General features: G+C 31.7%; 16 protein-coding genes. 4 read left to right on the top strand and 12 right to left on the bottom strand.

Features of this window, described 5'->3' with window-relative positions; all coding sequences use genetic code 11:
• Positions 1–16: 16 nt before the first annotated feature.
• Together ACZ49Z_RS04200 and ACZ49Z_RS04195 are read left to right on the top strand one after the other, a co-directional pair.
• Complete coding sequence (locus ACZ49Z_RS04200; RefSeq protein ID WP_464306943.1) at positions 17–1,342, top strand: M16 family metallopeptidase; 1,326 nt, start codon at positions 17–19, stop codon at positions 1,340–1,342.
• Positions 1,343–1,350: 8 nt separating this feature from the next.
• Positions 1,351–3,405, top strand: coding sequence for a M16 family metallopeptidase (locus ACZ49Z_RS04195; RefSeq protein WP_464306942.1), 2,055 nt, complete (start codon positions 1,351–1,353; stop codon positions 3,403–3,405).
• Positions 3,406–4,003: 598 nt separating this feature from the next.
• Here the strand turns inward: ACZ49Z_RS04195 and ACZ49Z_RS04190 are convergent.
• The 12 genes from ACZ49Z_RS04190 to ACZ49Z_RS04135 all read right to left on the bottom strand — a co-directional run bounded on the left by ACZ49Z_RS04190 (position 4,004) and on the right by ACZ49Z_RS04135 (position 16,238).
• Positions 4,004–4,414, bottom strand: a complete 411-nt coding sequence (locus ACZ49Z_RS04190; RefSeq protein ID WP_464306941.1) for a hypothetical protein — start codon at positions 4,412–4,414, stop codon at positions 4,004–4,006.
• Between the two features lie 203 nt (positions 4,415–4,617).
• The gene (locus ACZ49Z_RS04185; protein ID WP_464306940.1) at positions 4,618–5,871 is read right to left on the bottom strand and encodes an alpha/beta hydrolase; all 1,254 of its coding nucleotides are present in this window, start codon (positions 5,869–5,871) and stop codon (positions 4,618–4,620) included.
• A 131-nt stretch (positions 5,872–6,002) separates the two neighbouring features.
• The gene (locus ACZ49Z_RS04180; protein ID WP_464306939.1) at positions 6,003–8,669 is read right to left on the bottom strand and encodes a carboxypeptidase-like regulatory domain-containing protein; all 2,667 of its coding nucleotides are present in this window, start codon (positions 8,667–8,669) and stop codon (positions 6,003–6,005) included.
• 19 nt (positions 8,670–8,688) lie between these two features.
• On the bottom strand, positions 8,689–9,375 hold the full coding sequence (locus tag ACZ49Z_RS04175; RefSeq protein WP_464306938.1) for a GLPGLI family protein: 687 nt from the start codon (positions 9,373–9,375) through the stop codon (positions 8,689–8,691).
• A gap of 61 nt (positions 9,376–9,436) precedes the next feature.
• Positions 9,437–9,682, bottom strand: a complete 246-nt coding sequence (locus ACZ49Z_RS04170; protein WP_464306937.1) for a hypothetical protein — start codon at positions 9,680–9,682, stop codon at positions 9,437–9,439.
• Positions 9,683–9,843: 161 nt separating this feature from the next.
• A complete protein-coding gene (locus tag ACZ49Z_RS04165) occupies positions 9,844–10,575 on the bottom strand; it encodes a GLPGLI family protein (RefSeq protein WP_464306936.1) in 732 nt (243 codons plus the stop codon).
• Positions 10,576–10,635: 60 nt separating this feature from the next.
• A complete protein-coding gene (locus tag ACZ49Z_RS04160; RefSeq protein ID WP_464306935.1) occupies positions 10,636–10,902 on the bottom strand; it encodes a hypothetical protein in 267 nt (88 codons plus the stop codon).
• Between the two features lie 826 nt (positions 10,903–11,728).
• Complete coding sequence (locus tag ACZ49Z_RS04155; protein ID WP_464306934.1) at positions 11,729–13,906, bottom strand: peptidase domain-containing ABC transporter; 2,178 nt, start codon at positions 13,904–13,906, stop codon at positions 11,729–11,731.
• A 16-nt stretch (positions 13,907–13,922) separates the two neighbouring features.
• Positions 13,923–14,441, bottom strand: a complete 519-nt coding sequence (locus ACZ49Z_RS04150; protein WP_464306933.1) for a peroxiredoxin family protein — start codon at positions 14,439–14,441, stop codon at positions 13,923–13,925.
• Between the two features lie 389 nt (positions 14,442–14,830).
• Positions 14,831–15,463: a hypothetical protein gene (locus tag ACZ49Z_RS04145; protein WP_464306932.1), complete on the bottom strand. Its 633-nt coding sequence runs from the start codon at positions 15,461–15,463 to the stop codon at positions 14,831–14,833.
• A 346-nt stretch (positions 15,464–15,809) separates the two neighbouring features.
• Entirely contained in the window at positions 15,810–16,001 is a 192-nt protein-coding gene (locus ACZ49Z_RS04140) for a hypothetical protein (protein ID WP_464306931.1), read from the bottom strand.
• A 24-nt stretch (positions 16,002–16,025) separates the two neighbouring features.
• Positions 16,026–16,238, bottom strand: a complete 213-nt coding sequence (locus ACZ49Z_RS04135) for a hypothetical protein (RefSeq protein ID WP_464306930.1) — start codon at positions 16,236–16,238, stop codon at positions 16,026–16,028.
• Between the two features lie 754 nt (positions 16,239–16,992).
• Between ACZ49Z_RS04135 and ACZ49Z_RS04130 the strand changes: the two genes are divergently transcribed.
• Together ACZ49Z_RS04130 and ACZ49Z_RS04125 are read left to right on the top strand one after the other, a co-directional pair.
• The gene (locus ACZ49Z_RS04130; RefSeq protein ID WP_464306929.1) at positions 16,993–18,693 is read left to right on the top strand and encodes a helix-turn-helix domain-containing protein; all 1,701 of its coding nucleotides are present in this window, start codon (positions 16,993–16,995) and stop codon (positions 18,691–18,693) included.
• Between the two features lie 128 nt (positions 18,694–18,821).
• Entirely contained in the window at positions 18,822–19,043 is a 222-nt protein-coding gene (locus tag ACZ49Z_RS04125; RefSeq protein ID WP_464306928.1) for a hypothetical protein, read from the top strand.
• Positions 19,044–19,047 lie beyond the last annotated feature (4 nt).

Here is a 19,047-nt window from a genome sequence, read left to right as displayed (position 1 = left end):
ACTCAAATATTAACTTATGAAAAAATCTTTAATGGCCTTAAGTACAGCCCTTTTGATAGGTGGAGCAACTTATGCCCAAAAAGTAACATTTGAAGAATATGATTTAGCAAATGGACTACATGTTGTGCTACATCAAGATAATTCAGCTCCTGTAGTAATCACTTCGGTAATGTATCATGTGGGAGCAAAAGACGAACAACCAAACAGAACCGGTTTTGCTCACTTTTTTGAACACCTTTTGTTTGAAGGTACAAAAAATATTGAGCGTGGAGAATGGTTTAAATTGGTAACAGCCAATGGAGGGAATAATAATGCCAATACTACAGATGACAGAACCTATTATTATGAGGTTTTCCCTTCTAATAATTTGGAATTAGCGTTATGGATGGAATCGGAAAGATTAATGCATCCTGTAATTAACCAAATTGGTGTGGACACGCAAAACGAAGTAGTAAAAGAAGAAAAACGTTTAAGAGTAGATAACCAACCTTACGGAAACATCTTCAAAGCAGTAAAACAAAACATGTTTAAAGTGCACCCTTATCGTTGGACGACTATTGGAGAAATGGAACATTTAGATGCTGCAACATTAGAAGAGTTTCAAGCTTTCAATAAAAAATTCTACATCCCAAACAATGCAGTATTGGTAGTGGCGGGACAGTTTGAAAAAGGAGATGCTAAAAAATGGATTGAGCAATATTTTGGGCCAATTAAAAAAGGACCTGCAATAGAGCGCAAAACGTTTACAGAAGAACCAATCACCAAAGAATTTAGAACAACTTGGGAAGATCCAAACGTTCAATTGCCAATGGTTGTTGCGAACTATAGAACGCCTTCTATGAAAACTAGAGATGCTAGAGTTTTAGACATGATTTCTTCTTATTTGTCTGATGGAAAAAGTTCTAAACTTTACAAAAAAATAGTTGACGACAAAAAAATGGCATTACAAATTGGTGCTTTTAACAATAGTCAAGAAGACTATGGAATGTATTTAATTTATGGAATTCCAATGCAAGGCAAAACTGCAGATGATTTAATCAAAGAAATTGATGAAGAGATTGTGAAAATACAAACGGAGTTAATTTCTGAAAATGATTATCAAAAATTGCAAAACAAATTTGAAAATCAATATGTAAACAGTAACGCTAGTGTTGAAGGTATTGCAGATAATTTAGCAACGTATTACCTATTATATGGTGACATTAATTTGATTAACACCGAAATCGACATTTACCGTTCTATTACTAGAGAGGAAATAAAAGAAGTGGCAAATAAATACCTAAAATCTAACCAAAGAATGATTTTGGATTATATTCCAGCTAAAGACAAAACTCAAAACTAAGATTGAAGATGAAAAAATTTGTATATATAGCCGCTAGTTTATTTTTAACAATAACAATGCACGCACAAGACAGACCACAACCAAAACCAGGGCCTGCTCCCTCAATAAACATAAAAAAACCAGAAAGTTTCACACTGAAAAATGGTTTAAAAGTTTTAATTGTAGAAAACCATAAACTACCTCGTGTTTCTTATACTTTAACAATGGATAATCCTCCTTATGCAGAAGGTGCGAAAAAAGGAGTATCAGACATTTTAAGTGCGATGATTGGAAACGGAACAGAAACTGTATCTAAAGACAAGTTCAATGAAGAAATCGATTTTTTAGGGGCGAACATTAACTTTTGGTCAAGTGGAGCTTCTGCAAACGGACTTTCAAGATATTCTAGTCGTTTATTAGAATTAATGGCAGACGGTGCATTGAACCCAATCTTTGTGCAAGAAGAATTCGACAAAGAAGTGGCTAAAGCTATTGAAGGTTTGAAAGCCGATGAGAAAAGTGCAACTGCAATTGCACGTAGAGTTGAAGGTGTACTTACTTATGGGAAAGAGCACTATAATGGTGAGTTCACAAGTGAAGAAACATTAAAGAATGTTACTTTAGACGATGTGAAGTTAAACTATAATACCTATTTCGTTCCTGGAAATGCTTACTTAGTAATTGTTGGGGATGTTGACTTCAAAAAAACAAAAAAAGAAGTTGAGAAATTGTTTGGAAAATGGAAAAAAGCAACTGCTCCACAACTTACTTACTCTAATCCAATTGACGTGCAATACAGTCAAATAAACTTTATAGATGTTCCGAACGCAGTGCAATCTGAAATTGCTGTTGTGAATCTTTCTAAATTGAAAATGACCGATAAAGATTATTTTGCAGCTATCCTTGCTAACCAAATTCTTGGTGGTGGTGGAGAAGGAAGATTGTTCTTAAACTTGCGTGAAGCTCACGGATGGACATATGGATCATATTCTTCTTTAGGTTCTGGAAAATATATTAACAAATTCCGTTCTGGAGCAGCAGTAAGAAATGCCGTTACAGATAGTGCGGTTGTTGAAATTTTCAACGAACTGAAAAAAATTAGAAAAGACTTAGTTTCTGAGGAAGAATTAAGAAACGCAAAAGCTAAATATGTTGGTAACTTCGTGATGCAAATTGAAAAACCTGCTACTGTAGCACGTTATGCATTAAACAAAGAAACACAAAGTTTACCAGACGATTTTTATGAAAACTATATCAAAAACATCAATGCAGTAACTGCAGAAGATATTAGAAATGCTGCCAACAAATATTTCCTAGCAGACAACTCTAGAGTGGTTATTGTGGGGAAAGCTGCTGAAGTATTACCATCATTAGAGGTAATGAGTAAAAAAGAGAAAATGCCAATTTTCTATTTTGACAAATTTGGAAACAAAGCTGAGAAGCCAGAAGTTAAAAAAGAAATTCCAGCGGGTGTAACTGCACAATCGGTATTAAAGAAGCATATTGATTTAATTGGTGGAGAAAAAGCGCTGAAAGATGTAAATACTTTTACTGTAATTGCTAATGCAACAATTCAGGGAATGAGTGTTACTAGAACAGATAAACACGCAAAAAACAAAAATTCGTCTGAAATTACAGCAATGGGTGCTACTGCAATGAAGACAGTGATTAATGACAAAGCAGGATATGTTTTAGTTCAAGGGCAAAAGCAAGTACTTACAGAAGAACAAGCTGTTGTTTTTAGAGATTCAGAGGAGATGTTCCCAGAACTTTCTTTATTAAATAATAAAGAAATTGTGATTTCGGGAATAGAAACTATTAATGGTGAAGATGCATATGTAATAAAAAGAGGTCCAATAACTTATTTTTATAATGCAAAATCTGGATTTAAAGTAGGGCAAGCTGTTGAAATTGAGCAAGCTGGACAAAAAATAACACAAACCGCTTATTATGAAGACTACAAAGATGTTAAAGGTGTTAAATTTCCATACAAAACTATCGTTAAAATGATGGGAATGGATATTGAACTAACAACTTCTGAGGTTAAAATCAATGAAGGGGTAACGGATAAGGATTTCGAATAATCAGAATAGTGTACTTTATATTAAAACGCTCCAATTGGGGCGTTTTTTTATTGGATTACTAGAGTACAAAATACAAACGTATTTGTATTTGTTGTAATTTGAATGGGCTGTAAGACATTATTTTTTTCACTGGAATGTCTTCTAACCACATAGTAATATTGATTAACATGAGTTTGATGTAAAAAATGTAAATTAAGCATAAATAAAGGGTTTTCGTCTGTTTGAGTATTTTTTTACGTAATTAAATGGAGTGAAAAATGTATCGAAAATTAATTAATAGGATATTTATAACATCTCGATACATTTTCAATTCCGCAAGCAACATTGAAAACATGCGATGTGATGGAAGAAAACCAATTAGTTTACATCGAACGCACGTTAGATTATGGATTGCGTTAAAAAAAATATTGGAAGCTATCTTAAAGCGAAGCATTTTTCTTGTTATAGTTTGCTATGCGTCTGGGTGTCTTCTATCTGGTTGAAAAATTATTGCGTTGTTGTTTGTAATACCTAAATGATATTTTTTTTTTAGCATAGTGCCCAAACAAAATAGGTTGCCCCATTACAGGACAACCTATTCTTTTTTAAAACATTCCATCTATAAAGTCGCTTTGTGATTGGTAATTGCTGTTATGAAAGCGTCTATCTCTTCTAGTTCTTTTACAACACGTCCAAGATCTACTTCTTTTTCTAACAAAGCAACTGCTCCATAGCTTTCTTTACGATTTTCAAGTAAGAATTTTTTATATTCTAACTTTCTTTTGTTTTTAATTTGATCCTCTTTTGTGGGACCTTCAGGCAACACACTTATGATGCTATCTACTGCGGCTATTTCTGCAATAACCCCTTGCAATATTGCCTCCACCTCTACAGAAGTATCTTCATACTTCGTAGTTAAACGCTCTTCCGAAAGCTTTTTGAATTCTAATTCTGCTTTCTCTTTTCCTGCCCATGTTAATAACACGTCGCAATCTGCAACTTGTGTTATTCTGTTAATTGAGTAACTCATAATACAAAAAATTTATATATTAATATTACTAACAGTAACACAAACAAAATGCCATTGTGTGCCAAAAGAGTAGCATTTAAGTCAAGTTTAACTTTTTGTAGGAAAAAATATAAAATTAAGTTAATTTTCATACTAAAACCTACAGGCTTGCGTTATTAATGGATTTGTGAAAACAGTTTTAATTCAGTGCTATTAATGCGGGTTTATTTTATAAAATTATAGATGTCGGTAATGACTGCTGTGTTTACTGTACTTTTAATCTGGTACTCTTTTGGGTCAGACGGAGTGCCTCCTGTCATGAAGAGATGGTTTAATGTAGGGTAGCTTTTGAAAGTCGCTTTCGGGTTGTTTTGTAATGCTTTTTTCCAGAGTTGAAAATCTTTCATTGTTACTTGGTAGTCTCTTTCTCCTTGTAGTAGTAACAGGGGTGTTTTTACTTTTTGAACTTCTTTAATAGGGTCATAGTCTTTTATGGATTTCCAATAATAGGCAGATAAATCTAAGGGTAGGTTTTTTGATGGGGTATTTAGTTGAAATGATTTTGAGTTTAGGAATTTAATTTGTTGCTTGATTTTCTCTTTTGCTTCTTTTAGTGCAGGTGACGGGTCTAAAGCATAAAGGTAGTCATACTGTTCCATAATTAATTCATCTAGTGGGCGTGCATTTCCAGCCAGTAAAATAATTTTTGAAATTTTGTTAGATTGGTTAGTAATTCTGGGTAGCATATAGGCACCTAGGCTATGGCCTAACAACACAATGTCGTGGTTTTTATATTTTTCATTGTCTTTGAAGTAGGTAATAATGTTCACAATGTCGTTGGTTACTTCATCATCAATGGTGCTTTGATTATTAAAAGTTTCTGGGTTTGAATAACTTCTTTTGTCAAATCTATAAGAGGTTATTCCTTTTTTATAGAGGCTTTCTGCAATATCCTTAAAGGGTTTGTTTTCAAAAATGGTTTCGTCTCTATCATTAGGACCAGAACCATGAACAAAAATGACCAATTTTTTTAGGGTGTCGTTTGCAGGCTGTAATAGTGTTCCTTGTAACGAAATGGTATTGCTTTGAATGTTTAGTGCCTCTCCCAAGGTGTTTTCTTTGTTGTGCTCTTTGTGGGCTACAAAAAAGAAGCCTATTATTTTATGGTTTGAACCGAAGCTAATAGCAATGTCTAGCTTCATATTGGTAAACTCGGAGTAATAATAATAGGTTTGTTCTTCTTGCTGGATAGCAATAATTGCTTTAAACTTGCCTAATTGGGTTTCTGTTTTTTCTATCGTTTCTTTGAGCAGTGTTTCAGAAATTTGTGCTTGTATTGTTTGATCAAAATAGGAATAGGCTTTGGTGTAATCGTTTTTTTCCAATAGCGCATTGATGAATGCTATTCCTGTTTCTTTATCCTGAGAAAAAGTAATTGTACTTATGAGTAGCACAATTAACGTTGCAATGTTTTTCATTGATTGGTGTTTGATGCTGTTTTTTTATACACTTTCAAATATACTATAAACTTTAGATTTAGTAATTAGCGAATTTGTTTTTTTTATACTATCTCTATTGTTTAGAAGCCGTTTTGTGCAATACAAACAACTCACAACTTATAACTAATAGTAAGCAGAATCACTCTAGGAAGAATATAGGTTGTGTTGTTAGATATTAAAAAATCGGAAAAAGAATTATTAATTTTTATACCGTTGTTTAAATAATTTTGAGCCGAAAGTTCAAAGCGAAACGGATGGTCTTTTTTGTGATAGCTTAAGGAAGCATTTCCTATTCTGTAGTTTGTTTTTTGATGGTTGCTGTTTTCATTGAAGGTAATTTCATAATCGGTTTTGAAATTAAAATGTTTCAAGAAATCTATATCCAAATCAAAGGAAAACACATCATTTGTGAAAGAAGATTTGGTTAGCCCATGAAACTGACTAAAACTTTTGTCGTAACCAAGGCTAACGCTTGGCCACTTTTTGGTGGCAGTGCGTATTTTTAAACCAACAGATTGATTGTTTCTGTTGTTTGAAGTGCTTTGTCCGTTTAGGGATTGAATATACTGAAACCAGCTTAGGTTACTGTTAAGTTGTATTCTAATTCGGTTTATTTTTTTGCTTAGATTTCCATAGAATCGCCAGTTGGTTTCAGGATTATCGGTTATAGTTGGGGTGGTGAATTGATTGATTCCTGCCAATTCGATGACATTTCGAATGGTTCTAATTTTTTTATTGTAATTTAAATTCGCAAACAACATGAAACCGCGATACATACTTGTTTTGGAATAGCGCAAACTAGCTGTGTGAAAGCGTTCGTTTTTTAGTAGCGCATTTCCTTTAAAAACCGAATTATAGCTTTGTAGCGTATAGCGTTCTAAAAGTTTTGTAGCGTCTGGAAAATCGTTTGAAAGTTTGTAGTTGAATTTTAATGCTTCCGATTGATTGAATTCATATTCACTATTCCATTGTGGTTCAAAATAGGTTTTGTTGGTAGTGTAATTTTCGGCAACTTGTTTTGTTCTCAAATGATAGTAATGAGTATATAGTGCTGGTTTGTTAATCCATTTTCCAATTTTAAATTTATATTCAAAGCCTATATAAAAATCATTTAGCAAATAGTTCAAATCATTGCCAAAACCAGCAGTTGCAAAATCGTTTATTGTGCCATTGGTTAAATATTGCTTTTCGGTGATTTCTAAATTGGTTGTTCCGAAGTTGTTTCCAATATTGGTATAGATATGGTTGTAATTATTCAAAATCCAATAATGTTTGAACAAGGCATCAATACTGTTGTTTTTTACTTTTTTAATTTGTTCAATCCTATAAAAACTATCATTCTGCAAAGGGATTAGTCCCGTTAAAAATGCAGTATCGGTTAACCAATTGTTTTGCGGCTTGTTGTTTTCATAGCTTTGATTCATGACAAAAGTAGTGGTGTGGTTTTTGTTTTTATATTGTTTGTGCCATTCTAAAAACTGTTTCACCTGACGATTGTCGGCATTGTTGCTGTTTTCGAAGGTGTTTTGTTGTCCGTCTCTCACAGAAAGCAATAGCGAAATAATGTCGTTAGTACTAAATTGATATTGTGCGTTGTAGAACCACCTCGATTGATCGCTTGGGCTATAATTAAGCTTAAGGTTCCCAATGCCAAGAATGCTTTTGTTGTTTCCTTTGTTTGTTTTGTCTTCGAAGGTGAAGCTACTGTTTTGCAAATATTCGTTTTGACTTTTAGACAGTGTTGCTGTAAATAGTTTTGAGAAGATAGCAAAGCCTTCAATATCTAATTTGCTATTAATTTCTTGACGAAAATTGAAAGCTCCAAATTGCGATTTGTTTTCAATAACATCGGTGTTTCCAGTTGCAAAACTGTAAAGGTTGGTGAGTTGTTTTCTGCCCGAAATGAAACTGCTGGCACCGCCTTGAAAACGCATCATGTCTTCGAATGTGAAAGTACGTTTGCCAATGTTATTAATATCGCCAATGAAACTCACATTGGTTTTCGGACTATAATAGAACAAAGCAGTATGCAGTACATGAAAACCGTTGTCGTTGGCTACTTCTGCACCCGCTTCCAGATCGCCAAATACAAATTTCTTTTTGTCTTCTTTCAGCTTCACATTCATTGCCAGTTCATCGCTATCCGATACTTGTTTTAGAAAACCTACTTTATTAAAATTGTCAATCACTTCAATTTTGTCTAACGCATCGGCAGGAATATTTTCTACAGCCAATTTAGAACCGCCTCCGAAAAAGGATTTTCCCTCCACCATCATTTGGGTTACTTTTTTTCCTTGCACAGTTACCGAACCGTCTTTGCCAACTTCTACACCAGGCAATTTTTCAAGCACTTCTTTCATTTTTCGTTCGTTACCATTAGCAAACGATTGCACATTATAAATGAGCGTGTCTTTTTTTACAACAATAGGTTTGTATTCATAATCGATAACAATTTCGTTGAGTTGTTGTCCTGTTTCTTTCAGTTTAAAATGATGCTCTTTTAGTTCGCTGTCGGCTGCTAGCGTTAACACGGCTTCATGATACCCCAAATAGGAAACATGAACGTCATAGGGCACTCCTTTTTCTAGCTCTAATTTGTAGCGTCCAAAATGATCGGCAATAGCAAATTTTAAGCCTTGTTTTTCTACCAAGGGCTTGGCAATGACATTGGCATTGGCTAACGGATTCCCTAAGGTGTCTTTCACGGTGCCTGTTAGGGTTTGAGCGTGAGAAACAGTGCTAGTGAGTAGAAAAAGTAGGAATAGGTATTTGTGCATTTTGGTGGGTTGTTGTAAGCTAGTTTATTTTAATTCTTTTTAGATAATCTTCTTCTGTAACTTCTTTATTTTTTGGAATTTCTAGTTTAATGTCTTCTTTAAAAAAATGGATTTCTTTTGCTACAATTTTTGTTTTATTAAAATCTAATTCTAATATTAAACCTGGTAAGCCCATATATCCGTTTGGCCCATAATTAAAATTTATTTCAGGAGTATACCATGCTGTTATTACTTTTATAGCTGTGTCTCCTTTTCTAGTTAGATATTCGAAATTACAAATAGCTTTATAACAGGAGTAATTATTGATTTTCTTAGATTCATTTGTTAATTCCCATTTGTAGTCGTTTGCAGTTACAATGTTTACTTCATTCGCGATTGAGAATAATTTATTTCTTTTTATGTTGTAATAATAATCACCAATTGAATAAATAGTATTAGCTATTTTATGAAAGCTCTTTTTTCTTTCGTCATCTTCGAGCGTCTTAATTTCTCTATATAATAATTCCTCAGAATTTATTTCTAAAATAAATTTCTTTTCTTTTATAGTATTATTTATCTCTTCAAAAAGCCAACTATTTTTATCACTTTTTGTTTTCTCATTTGAAATAGACTCTAAAATTACGGTATAATCAACTTGAATAGATTTATAGTTTTGTGAAAAACAAAAGCTTGTTAGGAATAGAAAAGTTAAAAGTATATTTTTCATATTAGATGCAGTTTTATTTGTTTTATAATGTAGGCAGAAATAATCCGCCTACATTATTTAATTATCTATTTTTATCACATATGTCATAGGCATCCATTATAAGATTACCCGCAGCTAAGGGTGATAAAGTTATTCCAGTAGTTGCTTCAAATAAATCCGCAACTAAAAAACTAAAAGTAACACATTCGTCTTCTACAACTACCACTTCTTCATTGGATTTAGTTGTTTCTGTTTCTTTAATTTCATTCGCCATACCAGCAAAAGAAAAAGCAACTAGTGCAGCAGCACTAAATAATAATTTTTTCATATTTTTGTTATTTAATTAATGACAGTCACACCGAGTTCGTCAAAACTTTTATTTAAGGTGTGGCTGTTTTTTTATGGTTGAATTTTCAAGTAAACAAAAGCAAAGTCAACCGTTTCTCTGTCTTTGTTTTTTTAATTTACAAGACTAAGCTTAAAAGAATATTAATCTTGATTTAATAGTGCTCTTTTTAATTCTTCGTCTCTTTTTTTAATTTCGCTCTCATTTATTTCTTCTCCATCAACAGGAACTTTTATAGCTATGTGCGTGTCTTTGAACTCAATTTTCTCCACAACAAAACCTCGTTTGTCTTCATGAAGTTCTAATATCAATCCAGGCAATCCACTATATCGAGTTGGTCCAATGGGTACGGGTATTGCTGGACAATACCACGCAATAACAGGCCAAGGGAACTCACGACCTTTCCATTTTTGAATGTAAGTGTAAGTTGCTTTGTAGCACAAAAAACCATTGATTTCTTTACTCTCTGATGTAAGTGTCCAATTGATAAAGCTAGCTTTTTTCTTTTTTAAAAGAATACCAAAGGAATAGTATAATTGTTCTATTAAGCTGTCTTTTTCTCTGTTAATATAGAATTTGTCATACCCATAAAACGCACCAGTAACATAGTTTTTAGTACTTACGCTTTCATAATCTGAGATTAAGCTTTCTGAAAGATAAAATAAAGACTCTTCCGTATTGAACTCAAGTTTAAAACGAAGCATTTTTGCCATCATTTCCTCATCTAAAGCTTCCTGATACTCCATCCTGCTTCTCTCTTTGAGCTCTTCTGTTGCTTGTGTTGTTGCATAAAAAGATTTATAAGTTATATAACCGCTTTGTTGACTAAAGCAAGTTAAACTGAATAATAGAATAAAAAGATTTGGAAATTTCATTTGTTTAATGTTTCGTTATAATGACTGAAATTAGTTCTAGCAATAGCTTTTGGATGTTGATTAAAATGCAGAAGTAATTTTTGTTAATTTATCGAATTCTGGTTCACAACCATTTGAAGTTCTACAGCCATCAACATTTTTCATCCATTTTTGATTTGATCTGTCTGAGCCATCATCTAAAGAGTCTGCATAATCGTAACAATGATCACAATCGACAATTTCTTTTTTTTCTTTGTTAGGTTCTACTGTTTTTTCTTCCGTTTCATTTGCCATTCCAGCAAAAGAAAAAGCAACAAGTGCAACAGCACTAAATAATAATTTTTTCATATTTTTGTTATTTAATTAATGGCAGTCACACCTAGTTCGTCAAAACTTTTAATTAGGGTGTGGCTGTTTTTTTATGGTTGAATTTTCAAGCAAACAAAAGCAAAGTCAACCGTTTCTTTGCTTTTGTTGGTAGTGTTGTTTTAGAAAGCTACCCAATTCCTGTTTTGCTCGTTTTTTGTGCGGGTTACTAACAGCTGAAACAATCCCGATAGTGGCCAACTATATTTTTTAGAAAAATAAATGTCATTGCTATTTTTCTTTGTATTACCTGTTCGATGTCGTTATTAAAAACGTCAGTTCGAGTATTTTTTGTGCTGTAAAGCGGAACAAAAAAAGTATCGTGAACCGTTTTTTATGATGTTTTTTCTTCTCTCATTCTTTATTGTGTTTGTCTATCAAATGTAAAACTTTTCTAAATAGTTTCACTAAAAAATAGAGCAATACTAATACTGTGATTATTAATACAATTTGCAATATTTGTGTTGTAATCATTTTTTCTTATTTTTTTAAAACCCTATATGACAACATAGCCTTTTTTATAATTATCTCTTACAATGCAATTTTGATATTTTGACTATGTTGCTATAGTAGGGAAAACCAAACAAATGAACTTCTTCTTTTTCTAGCAATAGAAGAAAATTATTGCGCTTACTATTTTGTTTGCCCTTAAACAGCAATCCAATACTTCTCTATTGCTGATTCCAAAACTACAGGGGTTTTTGGTTTTGTGCAAACAAAGCATGTCGGAATTCATGAATCTCGACTATAATATCTTTTGAAAGTTTAAGTTTTTTGTTTTGGAATTTTTTTAAATACATTTCGGATACTAATCAGAGGATACAAATTCCCAATATTGGCTATAAAAATTAGTGCTTTCTAATAGATTATCATGGCTTCCGTGATGACTTATAGTTTCGTTGTTTAAGACATATATTTTGTCTGCATATTTTTTTAAAGTGTGGAGACGATGAGAGATGAAGAATATTGCACAATGCGGTTTTATTTTTTCAATTAACTTCATGGTGAAATTTTCTGTGTTTCTGTCCATTGCGGAAGTTGCTTCGTCAAGGATTAAAAAGTGAGGTTTTTTATAAAGTACTCTTGCTAAAGCAATAATTTGTTTTTGTCCTCCACTTAAATTAATGCCTTCTTCTCCTAGAATTGTTGCTACGCCTTGTGGTAATTGATTAAAATAGGTTTCGAATCCATAAGTAGTAAGGAAATTAGTTATAGTTTCTGGGGTTGCGGTCGCTCCAAGTAAAATATTATCAATTACGTTGCCGTTAAAAATGGTAATCTCTTGCGGAATTACACCTATCAAATCCCTGTAATCTTTTAATGCTATTTCGTGTAACGAGTATTGATTGTTTACTATAATAGTACCGTTTTCATAATTATAAAAGCGTTGTAAGAGTTGTCCTAGAGTACTTTTTCCACTACCACTTTCTCCAACGATGGCAGTAAACACTCCTTTTTGAATGTCTAAATTAATATGCTTGAACAGTTCTTTTCTCCCTGTAAAGCGAAAAGAAAGATTTTGAATGGAAATCGAATTGATTTCGGAAATTGAAACTCCTTCTTCGTTTTCTTTTTCAATAGAAGCGAACTCATACATTCTGTTAAAAGCAATTTTGGCTTCGTTAATGGGGATAGCAATTAGGGCTAAATTGGCAATAGATGGCATTAATGATCCCACAATGCCAAGGATTGCCATTAATTCTCCTAATTTTATTTCTTTATTAAAAACCTGAATGGAGGTATAGACTAAAACTCCAATTAAGAAAAGTACACTTGCAATGCCAGATTGCCAAGATAGTGTAATGTTTATTTTTCCTAGTCTAAATATTTTTTCTTGAAAATGAGCAAAAACTTTTTCATTAGTTTTGTTAAAAACCTCTTGTTTGTTGTCGTTTTTTATGGTTGCTATGCCTTGAATGGTAGCAATATAATTCCCTTCGTTAAAGGCATAACTCTGCATTACTTCTTTTTGAGAGCTAATTATTTTCTTATTGCTTCTATAAATAATATAATAATAAAGCGGTACACTTAAAACAACTAGTAAGCCAATGGTTAGAGAATAGCTAAACAAAAAAACGAGTGAAATGATGGTTACTAAAACATCAATAATTAGGCTGCTGGCTATCATTTTTATTACCCTTTGCACCCTTTGTGTGTCATTCAAACGGGCTATCATTTCACCCATTTTTCGAGTGTCGAAAAAAGGTTTGGGTAGTTGTAGTAAGGAAGAGAAAAAGTGTTTGTTTATTCGGTTGTTGAAATCTTTAGATTGTTGCAAAAGGAAATATTCTCTCAAAGCTGTTATGCCCACTTTAGCTAAAAGCAAAAGCGTTAGCAGAGCAATACCCGAAATTAATTTTGTTTTGTTTTCCGAGGGCAAAATATCATCAATCAATTTCTGAGAAAACAACGACATGGCTAAGCCCAAGCTGGCAACAAAAACACCTAACAAGACAGAAATCCAAAGCAGTTTGTAATCTTCTTTTAACAAGTTAAGAAACCATTTTTTTTGCACTTTTTTTTCTGATGTTGCTTTCACAAAGTTTTTGTTTGTTTCCAAGGTTAAGCAACTTTTAGATACCCAAATTTTTTCGAGTGCTTCAGGAGATAAATAGTCAATTCCTTTTGCAGGATCGCCAATTAGAAACCCATTGTTTTGGTCATATTGATAACACACCACATAGTGCTGTAATTGCTTTTCAATAAGAACATGTAGAATGACAGGTTGCTTGTGTGCAATTAATGCCTCAATATCGGCTTGGCAACCATTGGCTGTAAAGCCAATTTTGTTGGCAGCCTGATACAATCCTAAAAGTGTTGTGCCTTGCTTGGTTGTGCCGCTCAGTTCTCGTAATTTCTCAATAGCATTTGTACCGCCATTTAGTTTTATAATGCTTAGTAAACAAGCTACCCCACAATCGGATTGGTCTAATTGTAGTGTATGTGTTTTTTCAATAGCTTTTTTGTTCATAGCTTTTCTTTTCATTGTTCCCTTTTTAGGGTTAAGGGGTTAACTTCGCTAATATTGTTTCAATTTTAACCTGCCCTTTAATTTTTTCAATTAAAAAGTGTTCTTCGTTATAAAGAACCAAACAGGGTAAAGAATTTACATCAAACGTAGTAGCAAAAGAATTTGTCGTATCAGATAGAAAATGAATATTATCATAACCAAGTAAATTATAAGTATTAGCAAAAGCAACAATTTTCTCATCACTTTCAAACGAAACAAAGACAATTTGAAAAGTTTTTAATTTGTCAATATTTTGTTGAATCATTTCGGCTTCATGATTGCAAAAATCGCAATCACTATTAAAATAGATAAAGAGAACGGCTTTGTTAGGGGTTAAATTAGAACGTGTAAAGGATTCGTTATTCAGGTCTTTATAGGAGAAATTCGGTATTTTTTTAATGTTAGCCGCAATCTCTTTTTTGTTGTTAATTTTTGTTATTACCTTATAGGTCATTAGCCCTGTAACACTAATTATGAGTAACAGGGTTAGTATTTTGAGTGTTTTTTTCATCTGTTTAATTTTTTTATAGGTCAGATGGAATTCGCCAATTATCATCTCGATAAGGTATCATGATTTGTTATGCCTCATTTCACATGTAGATATTTATTTGTTTTTCATAGGTCATATGGTATCGCCTTATCTTCATTGGGGTTCACTTCACTAAATAGAATTCAATTTCTGTGCAGTGAATGTTATTTGTTTGTAATAAGCTTATTGTTAATAGCGATTTCATAGTCTTTGCTAGGAGGAACAACGAAACAATTGCTTCGTTATGTTATTAAATTAATTTAAGCTTCTTTCTGTTTTTTAATATGGAATGTTTATTTAAATCTTAGATAATGCAACCTGAAAATAAATTCTGATTAACGAGCGATGCGTATTATACTAAAACAATGAGGTTATGAATAATTTAATGTAAAAAACATGACAGCAATCACCCACAAAAGCAAAGCACTACCATAGCTACTAACCACTATTTTAAAGCCTAGATCCATTGGTTTGCCTTTGTCTTTTTCTGTAAAAGCCAGTGTGCCTACAAAGTAGGAAAGCAATAGCCAATAGGTTAATTCAAACAAATTGAGTGTTTGCAAAGGGTAAACAAACCAGACCTCTAAATCTTGATATCCTATGATATTCAATGCCGATAGTGGGAAGAAATATTGCAAATCTTCTAGGGTATAATTAGTCTGAAAAAAACAGAACCAAATTATTTTTAAAAACCAAACGCCTAGAAAAATAAACTCTGCTTTTATAGCCACATCCCATAATTGTTTAAAAGTTACTTTTATTTTACTAAAAAAGAAAGTACCAATATAGAGAACACTAGCTACTATAGTAGTTTTTAGGAGCAATAAAAGGGGAACTATAGCATAAGATACCCATTCCCATTTTTTTTGAAAATTTATTAAATTTAATATATTTTCTTCAGTCAGAAAATCATTGAAATAAATTTCATCTTTAAATAATAATTTATTACTTAAAAAAAAGACAGTTAAATTAAGGGTTATTAATTTTAAAAATTTTAAATTCATTTGTTTTTTGCCAAGTTAAAAAAAACAATAAAACTTACTATAAAAACAATCAGTAATAAAAATAGATTGGTATATTTTCTTTTCATTTTGTGTTTTTTTAAATTAATAGTGAAAATTTATATTGATTACTCTTCTTTTCTTAAGAAATCATTATAGAACATAATTATAAGAGCGAGAACTGTTAAATATCTTGCTGAAGTAATACTGTTATCTAAGAAATAAATAATTATATCTATAAGTATTAAAAAAAAGGCTATGTATTTTAATGTGTTTTTCATAATAATTAAATTTTAAAGAATTCTATATGCTTGATAATAATTTCAATCAAGCATATAGAATAAAAGTTCTACCACCAACCTTGATTAGCAGCGATTGCATTCACTGCACATGCTATAGTAATTCCAGCTGCTAAAGGTGCTGCTGGTGTGAAAAATCCTGCTAATCTAGCTAGACCAGTGCCTATACAAACTCCACCAAGTACTTGACTAACAGTTCCTCCTGTTAGGTCTGTCATTTGATTGATTTCTAATTTTTTCATTTTATAATTTATTAAAGTTAATAATTAAAACCAGCTTCCAGAAGCTGATCCCCAACCAATAGAACCACCACAAACGCCTGCGGAGGCAACTGCAAAAGCAAACGCACCTAGACCTAACGTAGCTCCACCAATAATAGCACCTAATGCAAATGCAGTAACTGTGCAACTCAGACCAGTGCCAAATCCACCTACTCCTCCAACCAAATCTTCCATTTGATTTACATTCAATTTTTTCATAATTTTGTTATTTAATTAATGACAGTCACACCTAGTTCGTCAAAACTTTTATTTAGGGTGTGGCTGTTTTTTTATGGTTGAATTTTCAAGCAAACAAAAGCAAAGTCAACCGTTTCTTTGCTTTTGTTGGTAGTGTTGTTTTAGAAAGCTACCCAATTCCTGTTTTGCTCGTTTTTTGTGCGGGTTACTAACAGCTGAAACAATCCCGATAGTGGCCAACTATATTTTTTAGAAAAATAAATGTCATTTCTATTTTTCTTTGTATTACCTGTTCGATGTCGTTATTAAAAACGTTAGTTTTTTCTGTGGAAAATAACTCGAACTGTCGAAAAAATCATCAAAAACGTGTTGCATCCAACGGTTTTGTTATATAAATGTAAACAATTTTTACTACACTTTTTTAAAACCCTATATGGCAACATAGCCTTTTTTATAATTATCTCTTACAACGCAATTTTGATATTTTGACTATGTTGCTATAGTAGGGAAAACCAAACAAATGAACTTTTTCTTTTTCTAGCAATAGAAGAAAATTATTGTGCTTACTATTTTGTTTGCCCTTAAACAGCAATCCAATACTTCTCTATTGCTGATTCCAAAACTACAGGGGTTTTTGGTTTTGTGCAAACAAAGGTTGTCGAAATTCTCGAATTTCGATATGAAATTCTCGAATTTCATATAATTTCTGATTATCTTTCTTTTTCTGACATTCCTTTTTATAATTTTGAGTCTTGTAAAGAAAACAATGAGCATCATGAAATATATTTTTTCAATCAAAAATGTAGTAATTTTTATTTTTCCTTTGGTATTACTTGCCCAAAATAATCAAAAAGACTTAGCAAAATTATCCTATAATGAATTATGGGTGTTGTTTTATAAAGACTTTGATAAAAAAAACAATCAAATTAAATATGCGAAACACTATTTGAAAAAAGCTGAGGGTGAAGAAAACCAAGTACATAAAGGAAGAGGGTATTATCTTTTAGCACTGTCTATTTATGAAGATGATGAAAATCAATGTTTATCTTTTTTAAAAAAAGCACTTTACTATTCTAAAATGACTGGTGATAGATATATGATGGCAACTGAATATTTTGATATAGCAGGGATTTTAGAGAGGAGATTGAAATTTAAAGAGGCAGTGAATAATTATATTTTAGCTGAAAAATCTAATGATGACGAGGATTTTTCTTATGTTTTGAAATTAAATATTGCTGTAATAAAGTCAGAATATTTGGGAGAGGTTGAAGAAGCTATAGTGCTTTATAAACAATGTTTTAATTTCTATAAAAAAAAAGGAGTACGGGATCCAAAATATAATAGTTTTTATCAAGAGATTTTATTTGATCTAGCTGATGCTTACAAGGCTAAAAAGATGGTAGATTCTGCTACTTATTATAACAAATTAGGTTTCAATGAGGCAAAATTTTCAAATGATGAACATATGTTAAGTCTATTTGTTTTAAATGAAGGAGCAAATCAGGTTGTAAATAATAATTTTACAATAGCCTTAGATAGTATAAAGAAAGCTTTGCCAATAATGTTAAAGTATGAAAATAAAGGAAATACTTTAGCGGCTTACTATTATTTTGGAAAGGCATATCAAGGGCTTGGAAATGAAAAATTAGCAGTGAAAAACTTTCAATTGGTTGATTCAATTGGTTTAAAAAATAAAAAAATTACTCCAGAATTTGTCAGTGGTTATAATTATTTAATTTCTTATTACAAGAAAAATGGAGATAATGAAAATCAATTAAAGTATCTAACCAGATTGATGTCTATCGATAGCGTTTTTCAAAAAAATTACAAAGAGGTCTATAAGACTATTCAAAAAGAATATGTAATTCCAAATTTATTAAAGGACAAAGAAATACTCATTTCTTCCCTAAGGAAGGACAAGACTAATACGTATTGGGGAATTGGATTTTCGTTTATATTAATAATAGGAGTAAGTATATTTGGGATAAATCAATACAAGCAAAAAAGGTTATACCGAAAAAGATTTGAAAAAATTATATCTGATTCGAATCTTATTGAAAAGGAGGGAAAAAATTTAAACATATCCGAAGTTGAAAGAAATGATGATATTGGTATCGCATCAGAGGTGGTTTCTCAGATTTTAGAAAAATTACACGATTTTGAATTGGAGAAAAAATTTTTACAAAACAGCATTACGCTACAATCACTTTCTGATGAGTTTAATACAAATAATAAATATTTATCTAAAGTTGTAAAAAAATACAAAAGAAAGACTTTCATACAATACATTAATGATCTCAGGATTGTTTATGCTATAAATCAATTACAAAAAGACAAAAAACTTAGAAACTACACAATCATCGCTCTTACAAAGGAGTTTGGTTTTAATAATACAGAGTCTTTTACATCGGCATTTGTGAAGAAAACAGGAATTAGGCCAACTTATTTTATAAAAGAGCTTGAGGAATTAAATTGATGATAAACAATGTGTTATGTTTTTTTTGTGTATCGAAATTCGCGAATTTCGATATGTAAAAAATAATTTAGTTTTGTTTTTTTGAAAAACGATTTAATTTTGTTGTCATAATTAAAATATTAGAAAAAATGAAAAACAAAAACAATGCGAAGTTCTTATTTCAGAAATTTGAAATAGCAAAATTAGGAAAAAAAATGATTACTGGAGGAGACAATACAGGAGATCCAGATACTGTAACAGATACAAGTAACAATTGTTCAAAGACTCCTAGATGTAAAAGACCTGGTAATGATCCAAAACCTCTGCCAACTGACCCTGATCTTCCTCCGCAATTTTCTGATTTATGCTAAGAAG

This window comes from Flavobacterium sp. KY-23415 (assembly GCF_055384985.1).
This window is presented reverse-complemented; position numbering and strand designations above follow the sequence as displayed.

What these genes read in the sequence shown, in the direction of transcription:
- ACZ49Z_RS04200 (WP_464306943.1), top strand. Translation starts at nt 17, where the DNA reads ATGAAAAAATCTTTAATGGCCTTAAGTACAGCCCTTTTGATAGGTGGA.
- ACZ49Z_RS04195 (WP_464306942.1), top strand. Translation starts at nt 1,351, where the DNA reads ATGAAAAAATTTGTATATATAGCCGCTAGTTTATTTTTAACAATAACA.
- ACZ49Z_RS04190 (WP_464306941.1), bottom strand. Translation starts at nt 4,414, where the DNA reads ATGAGTTACTCAATTAACAGAATAACACAAGTTGCAGATTGCGACGTG.
- ACZ49Z_RS04185 (WP_464306940.1), bottom strand. Translation starts at nt 5,871, where the DNA reads ATGAAAAACATTGCAACGTTAATTGTGCTACTCATAAGTACAATTACT.
- ACZ49Z_RS04180 (WP_464306939.1), bottom strand. Translation starts at nt 8,669, where the DNA reads ATGCACAAATACCTATTCCTACTTTTTCTACTCACTAGCACTGTTTCT.
- ACZ49Z_RS04175 (WP_464306938.1), bottom strand. Translation starts at nt 9,375, where the DNA reads ATGAAAAATATACTTTTAACTTTTCTATTCCTAACAAGCTTTTGTTTT.
- ACZ49Z_RS04170 (WP_464306937.1), bottom strand. Translation starts at nt 9,682, where the DNA reads ATGAAAAAATTATTATTTAGTGCTGCTGCACTAGTTGCTTTTTCTTTT.
- ACZ49Z_RS04165 (WP_464306936.1), bottom strand. Translation starts at nt 10,575, where the DNA reads ATGAAATTTCCAAATCTTTTTATTCTATTATTCAGTTTAACTTGCTTT.
- ACZ49Z_RS04160 (WP_464306935.1), bottom strand. Translation starts at nt 10,902, where the DNA reads ATGAAAAAATTATTATTTAGTGCTGTTGCACTTGTTGCTTTTTCTTTT.
- ACZ49Z_RS04155 (WP_464306934.1), bottom strand. Translation starts at nt 13,906, where the DNA reads ATGAAAAGAAAAGCTATGAACAAAAAAGCTATTGAAAAAACACATACA.
- ACZ49Z_RS04150 (WP_464306933.1), bottom strand. Translation starts at nt 14,441, where the DNA reads ATGAAAAAAACACTCAAAATACTAACCCTGTTACTCATAATTAGTGTT.
- ACZ49Z_RS04145 (WP_464306932.1), bottom strand. Translation starts at nt 15,463, where the DNA reads ATGAATTTAAAATTTTTAAAATTAATAACCCTTAATTTAACTGTCTTT.
- ACZ49Z_RS04140 (WP_464306931.1), bottom strand. Translation starts at nt 16,001, where the DNA reads ATGAAAAAATTAGAAATCAATCAAATGACAGACCTAACAGGAGGAACT.
- ACZ49Z_RS04135 (WP_464306930.1), bottom strand. Translation starts at nt 16,238, where the DNA reads ATGAAAAAATTGAATGTAAATCAAATGGAAGATTTGGTTGGAGGAGTA.
- ACZ49Z_RS04130 (WP_464306929.1), top strand. Translation starts at nt 16,993, where the DNA reads ATGAAATATATTTTTTCAATCAAAAATGTAGTAATTTTTATTTTTCCT.
- ACZ49Z_RS04125 (WP_464306928.1), top strand. Translation starts at nt 18,822, where the DNA reads ATGAAAAACAAAAACAATGCGAAGTTCTTATTTCAGAAATTTGAAATA.